Below are 17,771 nucleotides of genomic sequence, written 5' to 3'. Positions count from 1 at the left end.
TTATAGATGTTATGTAAAATACAAAATATCAAAGAGTGAGATTTTATCAACCTAATTTTTGAATTTCATCTAAAACATGTGGATTTTCCAATGAAGATAAATCACCCAAGTCTGTTCCAAGTAACTTTGATTTTAATAATCTACGCATAATTTTGCCAGTTCTAGTTTTTGGCAAATCAGACAACTGAAAAATAAATTTAGGCCTGGCCAACTTTCCAATTTTCTCAGAAACATAATCAGAAATTTCAGAAGATGTGATATTATCAGATTTTTTATCTTCTACAAAAAAGACAACGATTGCCTCACCAGTAATTTCATCTGGAATTGCTACAGATGCGGCATCAGATATTTTATTATGTGAAATTACAGTATGTTCAATTTCTGCAGTACTCATCCTATGACCTGAGACATTAATGACATCATCTGCCCTTCCACGCATATACCAAAGATTATCTTTATCAACATAAACAAAATCTCCATGAAACCAAATATTTTCAAATCTATTCCAATAAGTTTCCAGATATCTTTTATCATCATTTAGTAAACTACGTGTCATTGCAGGCCACGGAGATTTTATAACAAGATAGCCGTTTTTTCCCCGTACAGATTTTAGATCATCATCAACTACATCTAAATTCATTCCAGGTACGGGCATACCTACAGTAGAAGGTTTCAATTTCATTCCAGGAAATACCGACAACATTGCTCCACCTATTTCAGTACCGCCAGACAAATTCATAATTGGAATTTTTTTATTTCCAACTTTCTCATATAACCACCACCAAGAGTCTTCATCTAATGGCTCCCCAGTTGTAGGAATATTTTTTATTTTATCCAATGGATATAATTTCAATGGTTCAACATTATTTTTTTTAAATAATCTTACAGCAGTTGGAGATATTCCAAAAATTGTTGCATTATAATCAGACAGCATCTTCCAAATCCTATCAGATGTGGGAAAATCTAATGCCCCATCATAAATTACTGCACTAGCCCCCATCATCAACAAGCCATAAACATTCCAGACCAATCCCGTAATCCAACCTATATCGGCAGACCAATACAAGACATCTTGTGCCTGTGTATCAATAAGATATGCTGATTGGTGACCAGCAAAGACAGAAAAACCACCATGAGTGTGAACCACACCTTTTGGATTCCCAGTAGTTCCAGATGTATACAAAATGAAAAGAGAGTCTTCAGAATCCAAAATTTCAGTATTACAAATTACATCTTGAGACAATACAAGTGAATTATAAAAAACAATATTCTCAGATTCAACATATTCATCTACTCCTTTGTATGGAATTACAATTGTTTTTTCAACCATTGTATCATGTAGTGCAATTTCTATTGATTGTTTTTGTGAAACAGTTTTTCCTTTACGGCAAAATCCATCAGATACAATTAATATTTTGGCATTACAATCTTTTAATCTCACATGTAAAGAGTCAGAGTTATATCCAGAAAAAATTACAGTTTGAATTGCACCAATTTTTGCAGCAGCCAGAATAGATAATATTGCCTCCTCAATCATTGGCAAATATATTGCAATGACATCACCTTTTCTTACACCTAATGATTTTAATCCATTTGCAAGTTTGGAAACTTTGGAATCAAGCTCAGAATAAGTGATCTCAGATTTTGTTCTATCTTCTGATTCAAAATAATATGCAATTTTGTCAGGAGTTTTTTTTGCAAATTTTTCTACCGATGATTTGTAAATATTTGTTTTACCATTAACAAACCATTTAGACCATGCAATACCTTTAGAGATATCTAAAATTTTTTCATATGGGGAGTCCCAAACTATTCCAATATCCTCATCTACTGATTTCCAAAACCATTCAAGATCATTTTTAGATTTTTGAGATAACTCATCAAAAGATGAGATATTATGTTTTTGCATAAATTTGAAAATATTAGATTCTTGAATTTGCTTTGTTGTTGGAATAAATTCAAATTTAGACAATGTTTAATTTTTTAAAACTTTGACAGAGTAAAAAGATTGTTTATTATGAAATATCAATTCCCAATCTCCTAGCACATGCAATAGCTGCTTTTCCAGCATCTTCATCAATTCCAACACGTTTTAGTTTTTGAGTCCATCCAGTTGCAGTTCCCATAGTATTTTCACGATAATATTCTCTCAAAATAGTGCCTATTTCAGAATCTAATTTGGTCCTAGTAGCATCATTCATCCCTGCTTGAAGAATTGTGGAATCAGAGGTTGCTAAAATTTTTATAAATTCAATATTTTCTAAAGACAGTCCAGTCATCAAACATCAATCTGTTTTTTCAATATCTCAAGAGTAAGTACTGGATCTGCTTTTCCTTTTGTTTTCTGCATTACTTTACCTACCAAATAGTTGATAGTTTGAGGATTTGATTTGGCCTGCTCAACTGCCTGTGGTTCTTCTGAAATTACTTGTGTGATGATTCCAGATAATTCAGATTCATCTGAAACATTTCCAAGATCAAGTTCTGAAATTACCGTAGATAAATCTTTACCAGTTTTCAATATTTCATGTAATGCATTTTTAGATGAATTTCTTGAAACTTTTCCTGATTGTATAGCATCAGCAAGTTCTCTCAGATGTGTTGAAGTAAACTTTGATGATTCTCGTTTTTCACGAGTATCCACTAGTCCCATCAACTCAGTTGTGATAATATTTGCCACCTCTTTAGCATTTGAATCATTATGAGCATCTTCAAACAAATCAGAATAATATTTGTCAGAAGATAAAACATCAGATACTTGTGCAGGAATTTTATATTTTGAAATATAACGTTCTTTTTTAGAGCTTATACTTTCAGGCATTTCAGTTTGTAATTTCTTTTGAACTTCAAGATCAATTGTAACCCAAGGGATATCCCCTTCCAAGAAATATCTATAATCAAGATCTTCTTCTTTGGAACGAGATGATACAGTTATCTTTCGTCTGTCATCCCAATGTCGAGTTTCTTGTATTATTTTAATATCTCTAGACTGAAGACTTTCTTGTCTTGTTATTTCAAAATGAACTGCTTTTTCTAAATCATGGAATGAACCAATATTTTTAATTTCTACTTTTTTGCTGCCTTCAATGGATACATTTGCATCAGCCCTCATTGCACCCTCCAAACTAGGATCTGCAACTCCAAGATTTGCAAGTATGTCCGATAGTATGTTTAGAAAATCTCTTACTTCCTTTGGGGTCTCAAAATCAGGCTCTGTAACAATTTCAACCAATGGTGTGCCTGCACGATTGTAATCTACGAGAGTTATCTGGTTTTTAGATGAACTTCCTTCGTAAATTAGTCGACCAGGATCCTCTTCAAGCTGAATTCTTGTTATTCTTATTTTTTTATCACCAACCATAACGGAGCCCGTACCACCCACACTAGTATCACCATAGATGTTCAATTGGGTAATTTGAAAATTTTTAGGTGAATCGGGATAAAAATAATTTTTCCTAAAAAATGCAATTTTTTCAGGAGTAGTACAGTTTAATGCCATTGCAATTATTGTTGCTTTTTTTACTGCTTCTTGATTTAATCTTGGCAAACTTCCAGGCAACCCCATACATATAGGACAAATGTTTTCATTAATTTGAAATTCCCTATAGTTTGCTTTACATGAACAGAATAATTTACTATTCAAGTTTGTTAATTGACAGTGTATTTCTAATCCAATCATAGTCATATTGGTACCTCCGGTAAACTTACAGTTTGTTCTAATGCGTATGCTGCTTGAAGTAATGATTTATCATTCATTGAATCTGCCATCAACTGAATTCCAATTGGTAATCCGTTTGAATTAGCATATGGGATAGATATTGCAGGTTTTCCAGTGAGATTTGCAGTTACCGTATTAATATCAACTAAAAATAAAGATATAGGATCATCAATCTTTTCACCGAGATTAAATGGTAAAACTGGAACAGTTGGAGAAATTAGAAAATCAAATTTCTTAAAGGCATCATTGATTTCTTTTGTAAGTTTACTTTTTACTTTGAGTGCTTTTAAGAAATATTTTCCAGCCTGTCCTGCAGATGGAACAAATCCGCCAATAATCATTCTTCTTGTTACTTCAGGTCCAAAATTACGTCTAGCCTTTGAAATGTATGAATTAAACTCATAGCCTTCCAATGGAAAATCATAACCATACCTAAGATTGTCATACCTTGCCAAATTACTGCCAGCTTCAGTTGCAGTAATTGTATAATATGCTGCAACAGAATATTTTACCATGTCAAGAGATATTTCTTCACATATTGCCCCCAATCCCTCTAATTTTGCAATAGCGTCTTTTGTTGCAGATAATACTGCAGGATCAATTCCTTCACCAATCATTTCTTTGATAATGCCTATTTTTTTGCCTTCTATACCTGATTCTATGCCTGTCAAATAGTCTTCATTTTTGTTATCAATTGTAGTGTTATCATTAGGATCAAGTCCTGAAATTAGATTTAACATGAAAGCAGTATCCTTTACTGTTCTTGTTAGAGGTCCAATCTGTTCAATACTATTTGCATATGAAATTAATCCATATCTGCTAATCAAGCCATAGGTTGGTTTGTAACCAACTATAGAACAGAAACTTGCAGGGTTTCTTACAGAACCACCCGTATCAGAACCAAGGGATGCAACACATTCCAATGCACTAACAGAAACTGCACTACCTCCAGATGAGCCACCTGGAACACGTTTAGTATCCCAAGGATTTTTGCTTGGACCATATGCACTAAACTCAGTTGTAAGACCCATAGCAAATTCATCCATGTTAACTTTACCTACAAATATTGCATCTTGTTTTTTTAATTTTGAAATTACAGTTGCATCATATGGTGCAATAAAATTTTCAAGCATTTTAGATGCACAAGTAGTTTTTGAATTTTTAATGCACAAATTATCCTTAATTGATATAGGCATTCCAAAACAATCTCCAACTTTTTCACCTGATTTTATTTTTTTATCAATTGCTCTGGCTTGATCAATTGCATCATAATTTACAGACAAAAAGGCATGTAGTTTATCATCCACACTTTTAATTCTTTCAATAGTCTTTGCAACAAAATCTTCTGCAGAAATATTTCCTGTTTTTACTTCTTGAATATAGTCAAGAGCAGATATTTTTAGATTCATGAAGACATCTTTGGTGCACGAACGTATGTTCCCTTGTAATGGTTGAGTTTTTCTATTAATTTATCATCAAATGGAATGTGTTCATCTTTTCGTAATTGAGAAATTGAAATCTCAGGCATTGAAATTTCTTCAGATTCAACTCCTGCAGAATCTAAAATATCAAAATAATTAATCATATTGTGGACTTTTTCGACATATTCTTTATGATCATCAATCTCGATTCGCATTAATTTTGAAACGTGTTCTATCTCTTCTTCAGTTACCATTTCATACACCTATGAAGATAATCTGCCATCAAGGCAGTTTTCTGACAAAATAACAGTTATTTCATGACTAAATTTTATAATACTCAAAGGATAGTTTTGCAACTCTAAAAACATGATATTATCAAGCGTTCTTTACATTTTAAAAATCTTGGTCATTTCTTTTTCTCTAGTTCATTGATTTTACCATCATTCAAAGACGCCATCAACTAGGTCACAACATTCAGGGACTTTTGATAATTTATCCCTCAACGTATCAAGGGGAATGTTAACCGCCCTAATGGTTGATGGTCATTGTCTGTTATGTTTACCATTCCCGAACGTGTGAACAATCTCAACCAAGATATTTGAGGGAATACCTCAAAGGAATAATCCTCAGAGTCTGTATGTAGTGTAAATCTAACAAAGATCATTCCTTCTTTATGTTTTCCAATATCAAATAGAACTCTTGAGCCGTTTATTGTTTCAGGTTTATTCTTGAAAAAGACTATTGTTGAATCCCCAATATTTGTAATTCCGCATCTTCTTCACCGTTAGCAAAAATTCCAATACCGGATTCACACGCATTACTCATTTTATCAAAACAATAAATGATGTTGAAATCAAGGAGTTAGTCTATCAACATCTCGTGGATAAAATGTTGTATCACGAATATTTTCAGTACCTGTTAAAACCATAATTAATCGCTCCAATCCTATTCCACAACCGGCGTGGGGAGGAACACCATAATCAAATGCTGCTAAGTGATATTCAAACGCATCAGTTTTCATTCCCTTGTTTTTCATTCTCTCAGCTAACTCATCACGTTTTTCAATTCTTGTACTGCCAGAAGATAATTCTAAATCACCATACATCAAATCAAATGATTCAGAAACTTTTGGATTTGATTTGCTATCTTTTACGTAAAATGGTTTTGGCGCAAGAGGCCAATCAGTAATGAAATAAAATCCATCTAACCCTATTTTTTTAAGATTTGATGGATACAAGTCATCACCCCATTCTGTTTTTGCACCTACTTTTTGCATTCTATCAATTAAATCATCATATGTGTATCTAGGAATGGTATCAGGGATTGGGATTGTAGGGAATTCAGAATCAGGGTTATCTTTCACATAATCATTAACTGTATTAATTGAAACTTTGATAATTTCTTCAATTCGATTCATTACATCATTGTAATCAACAAACGCTTCTTCCAAATCAATTGAAATTGCTTCAGCTAAATGACGATTTGTTCTTGAAGGTTCAGCTCTAAAAATAGGTGCAATCTCAAAGACTTTTTCAAAACTCATCGTCAATTGTTCTTTGTATAATTGGGGACTCTGTGCTAGGAATGCTTCTTTGTTATAGTAAAAGATAGGAAACAATGCAGCCCCACCCTCAGTGGCAGTTGCAATCATTTTCGGAGTATTAATTTCAACAAAATTTTGACTAGTAAAGTAATCTCGAATTGATTTTAAAACTAAACTTCTAGTTTTGAAAATATGTTGTAGAACATCACGTCTAAGATCAATTGGTCTCACCTCCAATCTAGTATCAATATTTTTTACAGTTTTTACAGTAGGCTCAAAAGGAGGAATTTTTTCAACATCAGAGAAAACCCTTAGTTCAGTTGGAATTATTTCATAACCACTAGGTGCTTTTTCAGATGCCTTGACATTACCAACAATTGCAATAGATGAATGTGCTTTTAATGAAGAGATTTTTTCACGAATATCATCAGGACAATCTCCTTTTTTTGCAACAATAGAAAGATCTCCATTTTTGTCACGTAATGTGGCAAAACTGATGTTTCCATGTCCACGAATAGTCAAGACCCAACCCATTACAGTGACTGAGGTTCCATCCATAGAGGAGTTTATTTCATTAGAATAATGAGATCTACGTAAAGTTCCTAATTCAGTTTCTATCATAATTTACAATATTCCAGATATCATGGTATAATTAATTTTTATATGAAAATTAATAATAAGAGTCGTGGATGTAGCACCAACTCCACCTTTTTTCTGGTAGTTCTACGATAATTGGATGTTTAGTTTTTTTAAAATGTTCTTCAGCATGTTTTCCAATCGATGATCTATCACATCCAACATAACCACAACTAAGGCACATTCTCAAGGATTTCCATGGTTTTCCATCTTTTTCACATTCCTCACAACCTTGAGTTTTTGGAGAAGCGGTCTTTGGTATTTGCTGAAAATGTTTGCATTGTTGTTTTTTATGAAATACTTTCAATAACTCTTCAGTAAATTTCAAGTTTGGCACAAATATTCTTGTGCCATCCTCTGCCATGATAGTAGTCTTCGACAAACCTAGATGAACTATAACACCTTTTTCATCCTTGATTTCAATCATATCTCCAATATCCATTTCACGATTCAAATAATTGCTAAGTCCTGCTGAAACATTTTTGAGATGGTTTTGTAATGCTATCAACAAAAGCCAAAACGTTCCACCTACAGCCAGGATTGTTTCTATTGCTAATGAAAATATGTCAAAAGAGGTTCCAAGGTATAAGATTTCCACTGCAACTATGCTTACTGAAACAAGTCCTGTTAGTTTGGAAACACCTTTTAATCCAGAAAAGAATTTTTTTAAAAAATAGGTAACTACAAAAAAAACACCTGTAGAAATTACTATAGATATTAAGGCATAGAATACTTTCTCATCAAATTCAACCATACAATATCATCATCCCATTACTAGATTTTTGCTCCACTTAGGTATTTTCTCTATTTTTTAACAATTTCAACCAATTCTCGGATCAAAACGTGAAAATCTAGGAATTAATATCATTATAAAATAATGAACTATTTCCTTTAGTTTCATAATGCTTATAGCCAGTGAAAATTCCACAAAAAAACAAGTTGAATATATTAATTCTACTAGTGATTGCAATGTTTCTCATCGTAGGGGCATACGTGGGATACCATGCAAATCAACAATTTATGGAAGGAGGGGAAGAACACAACATCACCATAGAATTAGAAATTTTTAATGAAAGAACAGGAATGGTGCAAATTTATCAAAGCCCAGAATTCAAAAAATCAATCCTCTAACAATAAAGCCGGATTTATATTAAATTATAATAATTATTCATAAAGTCATGATACTTTCAAATAAAGAAAAAATTATTGCAATAATTTCAAATGGGATTGCAGTTTTCTCATTACTCCAAGAAAGAGACGAATTACCAAAAAATACAACAATGTATGATTTTGTATTAAAGTTAATTCCTGAAGATGTAAAGTCAGAATTGAGTGTGGAATTAATAGATGAAGTATTCCAGTATGTCACAACTGCACATAATAGTTCATAAAGTACAATGACCCACTCAAGATATCAATGACTTCAATTGCAACGTTAGGCTCACATTGCTCTTTACAGGTTCTAAAAGGAGCAAAAGATGAAGGATTAAAAACAATTCTTGTGTGTGAAAAAAAACGTGAAAAACTATACAAGAGATTTCCATTTATTGATGAATTAATCATTGTAGATTCATTCAAAGAAGTATTAGATCAAAAATGTCAAACAATTCTTGAAGAAAATAATGCAGTTCTAATACCTCATGGGACGTTAGTTGCACAAATGAGTTCTGAAGAAATTGAATCAATTAAAACTCCTGTCTTTGGTAACAAATGGATTCTAAGATGGGAATCAGACAGAGAAATGAAAGAAAAACTAATGAGAGAAGCAAAACTTCCAATGCCCGAGCCAGTTACAGAACCAAGTCAAATTGAAAAACTAGTGATTGTAAAAAGGCAAGGAGCTGCAGGTGGAAAAGGCTACTTTATGGCAGCAAATGAAGACGATTACAATAGTAAAAGAAATCAATTGATTTCAGAGGGAATAATTTCTAAAGATGAAACTCTGTACATTCAAGAATACGCCGCAGGAGTTTTAGCTTATTTGACGTTTTTCTATTCTCCGTTAAAAGAAGAATTGGAATTCTTTGGGGTTGATCAAAGACATGAATCAGACATTGAAGGATTGGGAAGAATTCCAGCAGAACAACAAATGAAATCAAATAAAGTTCCCTCATTCAATGTGATTGGAAACAGCCCTCTTGTTTTACGAGAATCATTGTTAGATGAAGTATACAAAATGGGAGAAAATTTTGTAGAAGCTGCAAAAAGAGTAGTAGCCCCAGGAATGAATGGTCCATTTTGTATCGAAGGAGTTTATGATGAAAATGCAAACTTTACATCTTTTGAATTTTCAGCAAGAATAGTTGCAGGTTCCAACATTTACATGGATGGCTCCCCATACTATTCTTTATTGTTCAATGAGACTATGAGTATGGGTAAAAGAATTGCAAGAGAAGTTAAAACAGCTACAGAATCAAATCAGTTAGATAAAATTACAACCTAAATTTTTTCGTAGTAACTTCCATTCCATGTTGAGATTTTACAATATACTTGTCTCTGATTTTTACACTAGCCCAATCAATAGCCAGCACAGTTACCAACACCACCAACATGAATATTGCTGCTTTTCCATACTCAAAGAATTTGATATAGTTTATAATGTAAAATCCAATTCCACCTGCTCCCACCAATCCCAGAATACTAGTTTGACGAACATTGTAATCAAACATGTAAAGTATCTGACTTAGCAAATGTGATGCAGATTCAGGAATTACCACGTAGCGAATTAATTGCCATTTTGAAACACCAATAGAACTAACTGCATCCATTGGATCTGAATCAATTGTTTCAATTGCTTCATATTGTAATTTTGCAATAAATCCAACTGTGTACATTACAATTGCCAAAACACCTGCAAATGTTCCCAAACCCACCATAATTACAAATAAAATTGCCCACAAAATAGAGGGGAATGTTCGAATAGCTGCAAGTAATGCTCTTACTGGCGCATAAACATATTTGCTGTTTAGATTTCTTGCAGCAAGCATACTAAGAGGTAATGCAATTACAGTTCCCACTACAGTTCCAATAAATGCCATCTGAATTGTTTCAAACATTGCCCATAGTGCAGTTGGAATATACTTTGGCTCAACTAGCAACATCTCTTCAGCAACAATTGCAAGGTTCGGTAACCCTTCAGCAAATTCTAAAGGATTAGCATCAACATTATAAGATGCAACTACAACAAGTGCAACAATAATTCCAATTACAATATTATTTTTTGGAGTCATCATACATCTCCATAATTTCTTCAGTGGTCATATCACCTGTTTGAAAATCAACTATAGTGTCACCCTCAACACCTATTTCTAAAATTTTGTTACCTTCTTTGATGACTGCGACTCTATTTGCATATTCTAATGCCAATTGCATGTCATGATGTACCATAATGGCAGTCAAATTCATTCTTTTTTGAGCATCAGCAACTAAATTCATTATTTCTCTTGCAGTTACTGAATCTAATTCTGAAACAATTTCATCTGCCAGCAAAATAGTTGGTTTTTGCATTAATGCCCTGGCGATAGCAACTCTACGTTTTTCACCTCCGCTTAACATGTAGGCTTTTCGTTCTTCTTTTCCAGATAATCCCACTAGAGCCATTATTCTTTTTGCTTCATTAATTTCATGTTCAGGGAATTTTTTAAAGAAAGATTGGATTTTATTTAATCGAGGTAATGCTCCAATCAAAATATTTTCAATTACTGAAATATTTTTTACCAATCCAAGACTTTGAGGAATGTAACCTATAGTATGCATCATTTTTTTAAATTTTTTATTATTCATGTTAGGAGTAACGTAATCAATTTTGATTGTACCCTTACTTGGAATCATCATCCCATTCAATAATTTCAACAAGGTTGATTTTCCAGATCCTGATTGACCAACAATAGCATAGTTGGTTCCCCTATCAATAGATAGATTGATTCCTTCTAATGCAAAATTTTTTGAATCATATGATGTCCAGACATCGCTCATCTGAATAATCTTATTTGTAGAAATTAATGAAAAAGAAGGGTTTTGGGTCATCTGAATTTGTTTCATTTCCAGAATCCCGGGTTTTATTTGCTCTTGTCATAGTTTGATTTATCAAGAATTAATTGATCAAGGCCTGTTAAAGCATCAATAAAGTCCCCAAATGCACCAATATGCATACTAGTAGTAGTTGGAACTAGAGCTTCTGCACCATACAAATCCTTCAAAATAGGATTATTCTCATCATAATTGAGTTGAATTAATGCATCAATCAGTGCTTTTTTAGCAGAGTCAGACATGTCTGAACTTACCATAAACACATGTGATGGTACAGGTCCAATTGTTGTAACTGGACGTAACTTTACTTGATCTTCTAATTCAAGATATTTTTGTGGAGCAATATCTGAACCAAATGCAACATCTACATTTCCATTAAGAAGTAACTGCAATGCTGCTTTGTATCCACCTGCAAAAGTATAACTTTCAAAGTTATTTGCCAATGCAGATTCCAAAGCAACAATATCATCACCTTCAATGACAATGTGTCCATCAGTAACTAGAGTCCCCATTGGTCTAACAAAACCTGAAGAACCAGTAATACTGGTAAATGCCACTTTTTTTCCAACTGTGTCTTCTAAGGATTGAATTGAATCATTGCTAGCAAGGGTCCAAACTGTTGCTTGATAATTTACTTTACCTGCAACAAGTTCAGCCATTACAGCTTCTGCGCCAGTTCTTTGATGGGTAATCCATGCAGGACCAGTATCCATAAAAGCAGCATCAATATGACCAAATCTCATTCCTTCAATGATAGTCTCATAGTTTGTTGGAACAACAATTTTAACATCTACACCAAGCTCATTTTCTAGAAATGTTTCTAGTGCTTGAGCTTTAGGAGTTAATTCATCAGCTTTTTCAACTGGAATAAATCCTATGGTGAGAGGTTCTGTAATTGTAGTTTTTGATTCAGATGAAACATTAATGATTCCACTTTCTAATAGAAATGTAATTCCATTAAGAAAAGTTTCATCATCTAGTGCACCGTCAGCCCACCAACCAGCATTTGTTTTAATCCATTCAGGGACTAAACTTTCTGCTTGGACTGTTTGAGTTAACGGTACAGACAAAACACCAACTGCTGCAAATACAGCAATCAATGTTATTACAAGTTGTCGTTTCATGATTAACAAAAAGTTAGGATAAGCTAAATTATTTAAATCAAGGTTTCATTTTTAACTCTCATTCTAAGTCTATAGAATGAGAATTAACTTACTCTAGAGGAGTAATTGACATAATAATCTAAAAATTTATCAAGATTATTCAATTAGAAATATCATATTGCTAAAAATATAAAAAATACAATCATTTTTTAAGTTTTATTCCTAAGAATTGGATTTCGGATTAGAAGTGTTTGAGTACAAATTCAAGCTAGGCTCCAAATCCTCCAATGTGATTTCGACCTTGCCAATTCTACTCCGATATAGTTTGATTTTTTTACCCTCTGGAGAAATAATATATCTATCAACCTCAGCTAGAGCAAGATCCTCAAGAGTAGACAATGTTTTGTAAACAGTTGAAAGGGAAATTTTTAATTCATCAGCAATTTGTGTTGCATCCTTTGATTCGTTTTTGACTGAAAACAACACAGATCTAGCACATACATTGCTAAGGGATTCTATTATTCTCTGAGTAATGTCAAATTCAGATAGTTGGATTATTGTTGGTTTTTGCATAAAATCACTTAATTTGGAATTAATGTTAAAACAGGTTCTGGTTTTCTAATAGAGATATCTGCCTTACTTATTCTGCTTCGATAAACTTTGTATTTTCTCCCTTTATCAGATAGCATCCATTGTTCAACTTCAATTAGGGTTAATTCTTCAAGATCTTTCAATTTTTTATACACTGAACTAAGAGGGATTTTTAGTTTGTAGGATAGCTCAGCTGCAGTGTTACCTTTCTTAATTATTGAAAACAGAATTGCTCGTGACTCAGAATCAGCCAACGCTTCTATTACTTTTTGAGTGATATCATATTTTTTTAATTGTGGTAAAGTTAATTTTCTTGACATGCAAATATGAGAAATAGGGTTCATCTATTTAAACGGGCTGTCATCGTTCTCATTCTAGAGAGTTAGAACAGTTAAGAATACTGAGTCTTTTCTGTTCTAGATTCAAAACGATTCCAGAACAAACCCAAAATTATACCTACAGAAATCCAAAATGATGAAACACCAAGTACAGACATCAATCTAAATTCATTTACTAAATTCATTGGAGCAGTAATTTCATCAGGATTTTCAGGCATTATGAAGAATACAGTGGTAATGAAAACACCATATCCAATTAAAGATATGAATTTTTTATTATTTTCAAATTTCTTAGACAGTTTGTAAAATGCCAATGCACCCATCCCAGATATTGCAATAAAAGAAAGATACAGAATTGCTCGAAGAACTACTGTTTCACCATCACCAACGGTTGGAGGATTTGCAGGATATTTCAAAAAAGGTATTAGATATAGAGTGAACCACATAATTCCTGCAAGTAGAATAGATTTTTTTACATCGTGATTTCCAGGAAGAGAATTTCTAGATAAAGCAAAAACAATTCCAAAAAGAGCACCCACAGAGGTTCCCAAGATTACACCAGCTAGAATCTGACCACTTTTTTGCCACGTTCTATATCCTTCATATTCAATCCAAAACTCAGCATTGTCTATTTCTTCTCCGGAATCAAATAAATTTTGATTTTCAATTCCAATTGCTTGATCAAGATATGGTTCTACTATGGCAAAATTTACAGTTCCATGAATGAACCCAGCAAATGCACCAGACAGCAAAACAATAATGATAAAAATGGACGTTTTCACGATTAAGGATTCCTAATGACAAGGAAAGCCAGCTGCATGTCTCATATCATGAGTGACCTCATGAATGTAAAGGTCTGTAAATGCTTGCTCGCCATAAACTAGACTAAAGATATGTCCTTGATCAAATCCAACAACAAACAATCCTGCTGCAAATATTATTGCTAATGCTAGAATTGCTAATTTTGAAACACCAGTTTTTGATATACTGATTTGTTGTGATTCAGACATGAAAATCATCTTTCTCTGAATATATTTAAGCTCTTGGATGACGGTATTATTTATAAAGAAATCAGATTATTTACACGAAATCTGTTTGTATAAGATCTAACATACTATTCCTTTTGATACAAAAAATCATCATAACATTAGGATAATGAGCACATCAGGTAAGGATCCCCTAGATAAAGAATATGAAAATCAACTTTCAGAGATCATCCAAAGTGAGTTGATCAATCTGTATGGAGGTGAGGGATACAATTCAATCATGCGAACTATGGTAAAAATTAGCGGTAGAAAAGAAGAAGAAATTATTACAAATTATGATTTATTTGCAGAATTGGCAGAAGGGGTTTTTGGCAGATTAGCAGAATCAAAAATTCTAGGTCCAATTAAATTAGAAATGTTAAAAATTGGGGAAGAGAATATTCAACAAAAACAAACATCAGAAAAAAAATCATTGAAATTATTAATTGCAGATGACGAACCAGCCATTCTAACATTATACAAAACATTTCTAGAAGGAAAAGGTAAAGAAATTACAACTGCCACTGATGGAAAAAAATGTGTAGACATCTACAAGAGAGCATCAAGTAAATCTGAGAATTATTTTGATGTAGTAATTTTAGATCAAAAAATGCCATTTATGACGGGTTTGGAAGCTGCAATCGAAATTCTAAATATCAATCCTCGTCAAAAAATAATATTTGCATCAGGATATCTTGAAAAAACATTACTTGAAGTATTAACAAAGATAAACCGAGCAATCGCAGTGATAGAAAAACCATTTTCATTAGATGTGTTAGATCATATGATTAACAATGTAGAATTGTTCAATAAATTAGATAAAATCAATATCAATCAAGTAGAAAAAGATATCAAGACAAAATTATCAGAAATAATGATCGTGCTAGAAAACCAAATTTAAAATCTAATTAGACAAGATATTTACTTGAAATAAAATTTGTTTTTGTATGTCCCAGATGTACTTGCTAGTAATTCCCATAGTGATTGGAATAATTACAGGAATGTTTTTGGGATTTTATCCAGAAACTGAAACAAATCCCAGTATACTTACAACTTCAAATTTAATTAATGGTGGCTCGCCCATCATGGGCAATTCAAATGCACCAATAACAATCTTAGAGTGGGGAGACTATCAATGTACATTTTGTTACAAATTTCATCAAAACACACTAAACATAATTCAAGAAGATTTTATCAATACAGGTAAAGTTAAATTAGTTTTCAAAGACTTTCCATTAAATGGTCCAGATTCACTCCTTGCAGCAGAAGCATCATACTGTGCAGAAGATCAAGGGAAATATTGGCAATATCATGATGAACTATACACCAATTGGGGAGGAGAAAGGACGGGTTGGATTACAAGAGCATCATTAGAAAATTTTGCAAATACAGTGAATTTGGATTTAAATGAATTTAACAAATGTCTAGATGATCACAAATATCAAAACAAAGTAAATGCCATACATGAATTTGGAAAAGAGATTGGAATTGATGCAACGCCGTCATTTTTGGTCTTTAATGGAGAAAAAATAATCAAAATTAGAGGAAATCAACCATTAGAAGTATTTCTAAAAACATTTGATGAATTATGATTTTAAAAATAATCAAAAAGATATATTCGCAATTCAAGGATAATACATAATGCCCAAGATTGACATTGAAAAACAAGATTCTGTTAAAATATACAAAATCAGAAAAACATTAGAAGAATTATCTCAAAAATCTGGCAGAGGTACTGAGTTAATCACAGTGTATATCCCAAAAGGAAAACAATTACACGAAATTATTAATTCATTACAACAAGAGCAAGGAACAGCAGATAACATCAAATCAGATTTAACAAGATCACACGTCGTTGATTCACTAGGCAAAGTTGTTCAAAGATTAAAGATGTACAAAAAGACTCCAGAAAAAGGACTTGTAATGTTTTGTGGAGCATTGCCACCAGAAGAAGGAGGACCACTAGGAAGTGAGGTGGTTACAGTTTGGGAGATAGACCCACCAAAAGATTTGAACCAATACCTGTACAGATGTGATGATCATTTCCATGTAGATATTCTAAAAGATATGTTAAAGGATGACAACCTAATTGGATTTTTAGCAATTGATGCAAAAGATGCAGGGTGGGGATTACTACATGGAGATAAAATTGAGGTTTTATCCCAAACAGGTTCGGGAGTTGCAGGTAAACACAGACAAGGTGGACAGTCTGCTAAAAGATTTCAAAAACTAAGAGAGATGGAATTAAGTTATTTTTACAATAGAGTAGCACAAACCACCAGAGAGTATTTTATTGATATTTACCCAGTAAAGGGATTAATTATTTCAGGTCCAGGACCCACCAAAGAAGATTTCATAAATGGGAATTATTTAGAATATAGATTACAAAATAATATAATCAACACAATTGATGCATCATATTCAGGAGCTGAAGGTATCAGAGAAGCTTTTACAAAATCTGCAGATATTTTAGGAAATTTCAGATTGGTTGAAGAGAAAAAAATGGTCGAGGATTTGTTTAGAGAAATCAACACCAATACTGGAAAAGGTTCTTACGGTTTGCAAGAAGTAATTGAGTATCTAAAAAACAATGTTGTTCAAACTTTGTTAATTACAGATAACACAAATCTTCATAGAGTTGAAGGAAAATGCAAACGTTGTAAACATCTCCAAGAAGAGATTGTTGAAAGACCATTAGTAATTCCAAAAAAGACAGAATTTTCATCAAAACCATGCCCAGGATGTAATTCTATGGAGGTTGAAGTCAATGAACAAGACATTGTAGATTATTTAGAAATTTTATCATCAAAGGCGGGTTCACAATTAGAAGTTGTTTCAGGAAGTGCAGAACATGGAAACATGCTTGCAAGTTTAGGCAAAGTTGGAGCAATACTGAGATACAATCCAGGGCATTCTAAATAAGACTGCGAATTTTTTTTGCCAATTCTAAAAGTTCATCATCAGTGGATATCTGACGTTTAGTCCACACAGTACCTTTGCTATTGTATCTTGGAATGATGTGGATGTGTACATGAGGGATGATTTGTTTTGCTGCTCGTCCATTATTTTGTCCAAGACTAAATGCATCAGCTCCTGTAGCATCCAAAATCGCCTTTGCAATTTTAGGAACTATTGCAAAAACATTTCCAACATCATTTGAATCCATATCAGTAATTCTTTCATGATGTTTTCTAGGAATTACCAAACTGTGCCCCACGTCTATTGGATATTTATCTAAAAATGCAACATGGGATTCATCCTCATACAAGAAATGCCCATCTCGTTTTCCATCCAAAATATCACAAAAAATACACCCCATAAAGAATAGCAATTGGTGATTTTATTTATTATTACTTAATTTAAACAG

At 32.8% G+C, this 17,771-nt stretch carries 21 protein-coding genes; 6 read left to right on the top strand and 15 right to left on the bottom strand.

Features of this window, described 5'->3' with window-relative positions:
• Window positions 1-46: 46 nt before the first annotated feature.
• From ACW9W4_RS06495 to ACW9W4_RS06465, 7 genes are all read right to left on the bottom strand, one after another.
• Window positions 47-1,972, bottom strand: a complete 1,926-nt coding sequence (locus tag ACW9W4_RS06495) for an AMP-binding protein (protein WP_457761661.1) — start codon at window positions 1,970-1,972, stop codon at window positions 47-49.
• 43 nt (window positions 1,973-2,015) lie between these two features.
• Window positions 2,016-2,279, bottom strand: a complete 264-nt coding sequence (locus ACW9W4_RS06490) for a hypothetical protein (RefSeq protein WP_457761660.1) — start codon at window positions 2,277-2,279, stop codon at window positions 2,016-2,018.
• Complete coding sequence (gene gatB, locus ACW9W4_RS06485) at window positions 2,279-3,685, bottom strand: Asp-tRNA(Asn)/Glu-tRNA(Gln) amidotransferase subunit GatB (RefSeq protein WP_457761659.1); 1,407 nt, start codon at window positions 3,683-3,685, stop codon at window positions 2,279-2,281. Before gatB ends, ACW9W4_RS06490 begins: the two co-directional genes overlap by 1 nt.
• Window positions 3,682-5,127 (bottom strand): Asp-tRNA(Asn)/Glu-tRNA(Gln) amidotransferase subunit GatA, encoded by a 1,446-nt coding sequence (gene gatA, locus ACW9W4_RS06480; protein ID WP_457761658.1) that lies wholly within the window; start codon window positions 5,125-5,127, stop codon window positions 3,682-3,684. Before gatA ends, gatB begins: the two co-directional genes overlap by 4 nt.
• The gene (locus ACW9W4_RS06475) at window positions 5,124-5,393 is read right to left on the bottom strand and encodes a hypothetical protein (protein WP_457761657.1); all 270 of its coding nucleotides are present in this window, start codon (window positions 5,391-5,393) and stop codon (window positions 5,124-5,126) included. The genes gatA and ACW9W4_RS06475 overlap by 4 nt, the downstream gene beginning before the upstream one ends.
• Window positions 5,394-5,992: 599 nt before the next feature.
• The gene (gene aspS, locus ACW9W4_RS06470) at window positions 5,993-7,303 is read right to left on the bottom strand and encodes an aspartate--tRNA(Asn) ligase (protein WP_457761656.1); all 1,311 of its coding nucleotides are present in this window, start codon (window positions 7,301-7,303) and stop codon (window positions 5,993-5,995) included.
• Between the two features lie 49 nt (window positions 7,304-7,352).
• Complete coding sequence (locus tag ACW9W4_RS06465) at window positions 7,353-8,072, bottom strand: UBP-type zinc finger domain-containing protein (protein ID WP_457761655.1); 720 nt, start codon at window positions 8,070-8,072, stop codon at window positions 7,353-7,355.
• Between the two features lie 215 nt (window positions 8,073-8,287).
• Between ACW9W4_RS06465 and ACW9W4_RS06460 the strand changes: the two genes are divergently transcribed.
• Genes ACW9W4_RS06460 through ACW9W4_RS06450 form a run of 3 tightly spaced genes read left to right on the top strand, consistent with a single transcriptional unit; the run spans window position 8,288 to window position 9,761 of the window.
• Window positions 8,288-8,449 (top strand): hypothetical protein, encoded by a 162-nt coding sequence (locus ACW9W4_RS06460; RefSeq protein WP_457761654.1) that lies wholly within the window; start codon window positions 8,288-8,290, stop codon window positions 8,447-8,449.
• A gap of 47 nt (window positions 8,450-8,496) precedes the next feature.
• A complete protein-coding gene (locus ACW9W4_RS06455) occupies window positions 8,497-8,709 on the top strand; it encodes a hypothetical protein (protein WP_457761653.1) in 213 nt (70 codons plus the stop codon).
• Window positions 8,710-8,735: 26 nt separating this feature from the next.
• Window positions 8,736-9,761 (top strand): DUF1297 domain-containing protein, encoded by a 1,026-nt coding sequence (locus ACW9W4_RS06450; RefSeq protein ID WP_457761652.1) that lies wholly within the window; start codon window positions 8,736-8,738, stop codon window positions 9,759-9,761.
• Here ACW9W4_RS06450 and phnE read toward each other — a convergent pair.
• The 7 genes from phnE to ACW9W4_RS06415 all read right to left on the bottom strand — a co-directional run bounded on the left by phnE (window position 9,751) and on the right by ACW9W4_RS06415 (window position 14,389).
• The gene (phnE, locus tag ACW9W4_RS06445; RefSeq protein ID WP_457761651.1) at window positions 9,751-10,551 is read right to left on the bottom strand and encodes a phosphonate ABC transporter, permease protein PhnE; all 801 of its coding nucleotides are present in this window, start codon (window positions 10,549-10,551) and stop codon (window positions 9,751-9,753) included. The two genes, ACW9W4_RS06450 and phnE, sit on opposite strands and share 11 nt — an antisense overlap.
• On the bottom strand, window positions 10,532-11,359 hold the full coding sequence (locus ACW9W4_RS06440) for a phosphonate ABC transporter ATP-binding protein (protein WP_457761650.1): 828 nt from the start codon (window positions 11,357-11,359) through the stop codon (window positions 10,532-10,534). Before ACW9W4_RS06440 ends, phnE begins: the two co-directional genes overlap by 20 nt.
• 17 nt (window positions 11,360-11,376) lie before the next feature.
• Window positions 11,377-12,471 (bottom strand): phosphate/phosphite/phosphonate ABC transporter substrate-binding protein, encoded by a 1,095-nt coding sequence (locus ACW9W4_RS06435; RefSeq protein ID WP_457761649.1) that lies wholly within the window; start codon window positions 12,469-12,471, stop codon window positions 11,377-11,379.
• 201 nt (window positions 12,472-12,672) lie between these two features.
• On the bottom strand, window positions 12,673-13,023 hold the full coding sequence (locus tag ACW9W4_RS06430) for an ArsR family transcriptional regulator (protein ID WP_457761648.1): 351 nt from the start codon (window positions 13,021-13,023) through the stop codon (window positions 12,673-12,675).
• Window positions 13,024-13,031: 8 nt separating this feature from the next.
• The gene (locus ACW9W4_RS06425) at window positions 13,032-13,361 is read right to left on the bottom strand and encodes an ArsR/SmtB family transcription factor (RefSeq protein WP_179363522.1); all 330 of its coding nucleotides are present in this window, start codon (window positions 13,359-13,361) and stop codon (window positions 13,032-13,034) included.
• Between the two features lie 71 nt (window positions 13,362-13,432).
• Window positions 13,433-14,161 (bottom strand): CbtA family protein, encoded by a 729-nt coding sequence (locus ACW9W4_RS06420; RefSeq protein WP_457761647.1) that lies wholly within the window; start codon window positions 14,159-14,161, stop codon window positions 13,433-13,435.
• A gap of 12 nt (window positions 14,162-14,173) precedes the next feature.
• Window positions 14,174-14,389, bottom strand: a complete 216-nt coding sequence (locus tag ACW9W4_RS06415; protein WP_457761646.1) for a CbtB domain-containing protein — start codon at window positions 14,387-14,389, stop codon at window positions 14,174-14,176.
• A gap of 145 nt (window positions 14,390-14,534) precedes the next feature.
• On the opposite strand from ACW9W4_RS06415, the gene ACW9W4_RS06410 reads away from it, so the two are divergent.
• Genes ACW9W4_RS06410 through prf1 form a run of 3 tightly spaced genes read left to right on the top strand, consistent with a single transcriptional unit; the run spans window position 14,535 to window position 17,326 of the window.
• A complete protein-coding gene (locus ACW9W4_RS06410) occupies window positions 14,535-15,305 on the top strand; it encodes a response regulator (protein WP_457761645.1) in 771 nt (256 codons plus the stop codon).
• Between the two features lie 46 nt (window positions 15,306-15,351).
• The gene (locus ACW9W4_RS06405; protein WP_457761644.1) at window positions 15,352-15,996 is read left to right on the top strand and encodes a DsbA family protein; all 645 of its coding nucleotides are present in this window, start codon (window positions 15,352-15,354) and stop codon (window positions 15,994-15,996) included.
• A 49-nt stretch (window positions 15,997-16,045) separates the two neighbouring features.
• A complete protein-coding gene (gene prf1 / locus ACW9W4_RS06400) occupies window positions 16,046-17,326 on the top strand; it encodes a peptide chain release factor aRF-1 (RefSeq protein WP_457761643.1) in 1,281 nt (426 codons plus the stop codon).
• On the opposite strand, the gene ACW9W4_RS06395 is transcribed toward prf1, so the two are convergent.
• Window positions 17,319-17,723: an HIT domain-containing protein gene (locus ACW9W4_RS06395; RefSeq protein WP_457761642.1), complete on the bottom strand. Its 405-nt coding sequence runs from the start codon at window positions 17,721-17,723 to the stop codon at window positions 17,319-17,321. The two genes, prf1 and ACW9W4_RS06395, sit on opposite strands and share 8 nt — an antisense overlap.
• Window positions 17,724-17,771: the final 48 nt, after the last annotated feature.

This window comes from Candidatus Nitrosopumilus sp. bin_7KS (genome assembly GCF_054095835.1).
Note: the sequence above shows the minus strand (reverse complement) of the source record. Positions and strands in the feature narration are given on the sequence as shown.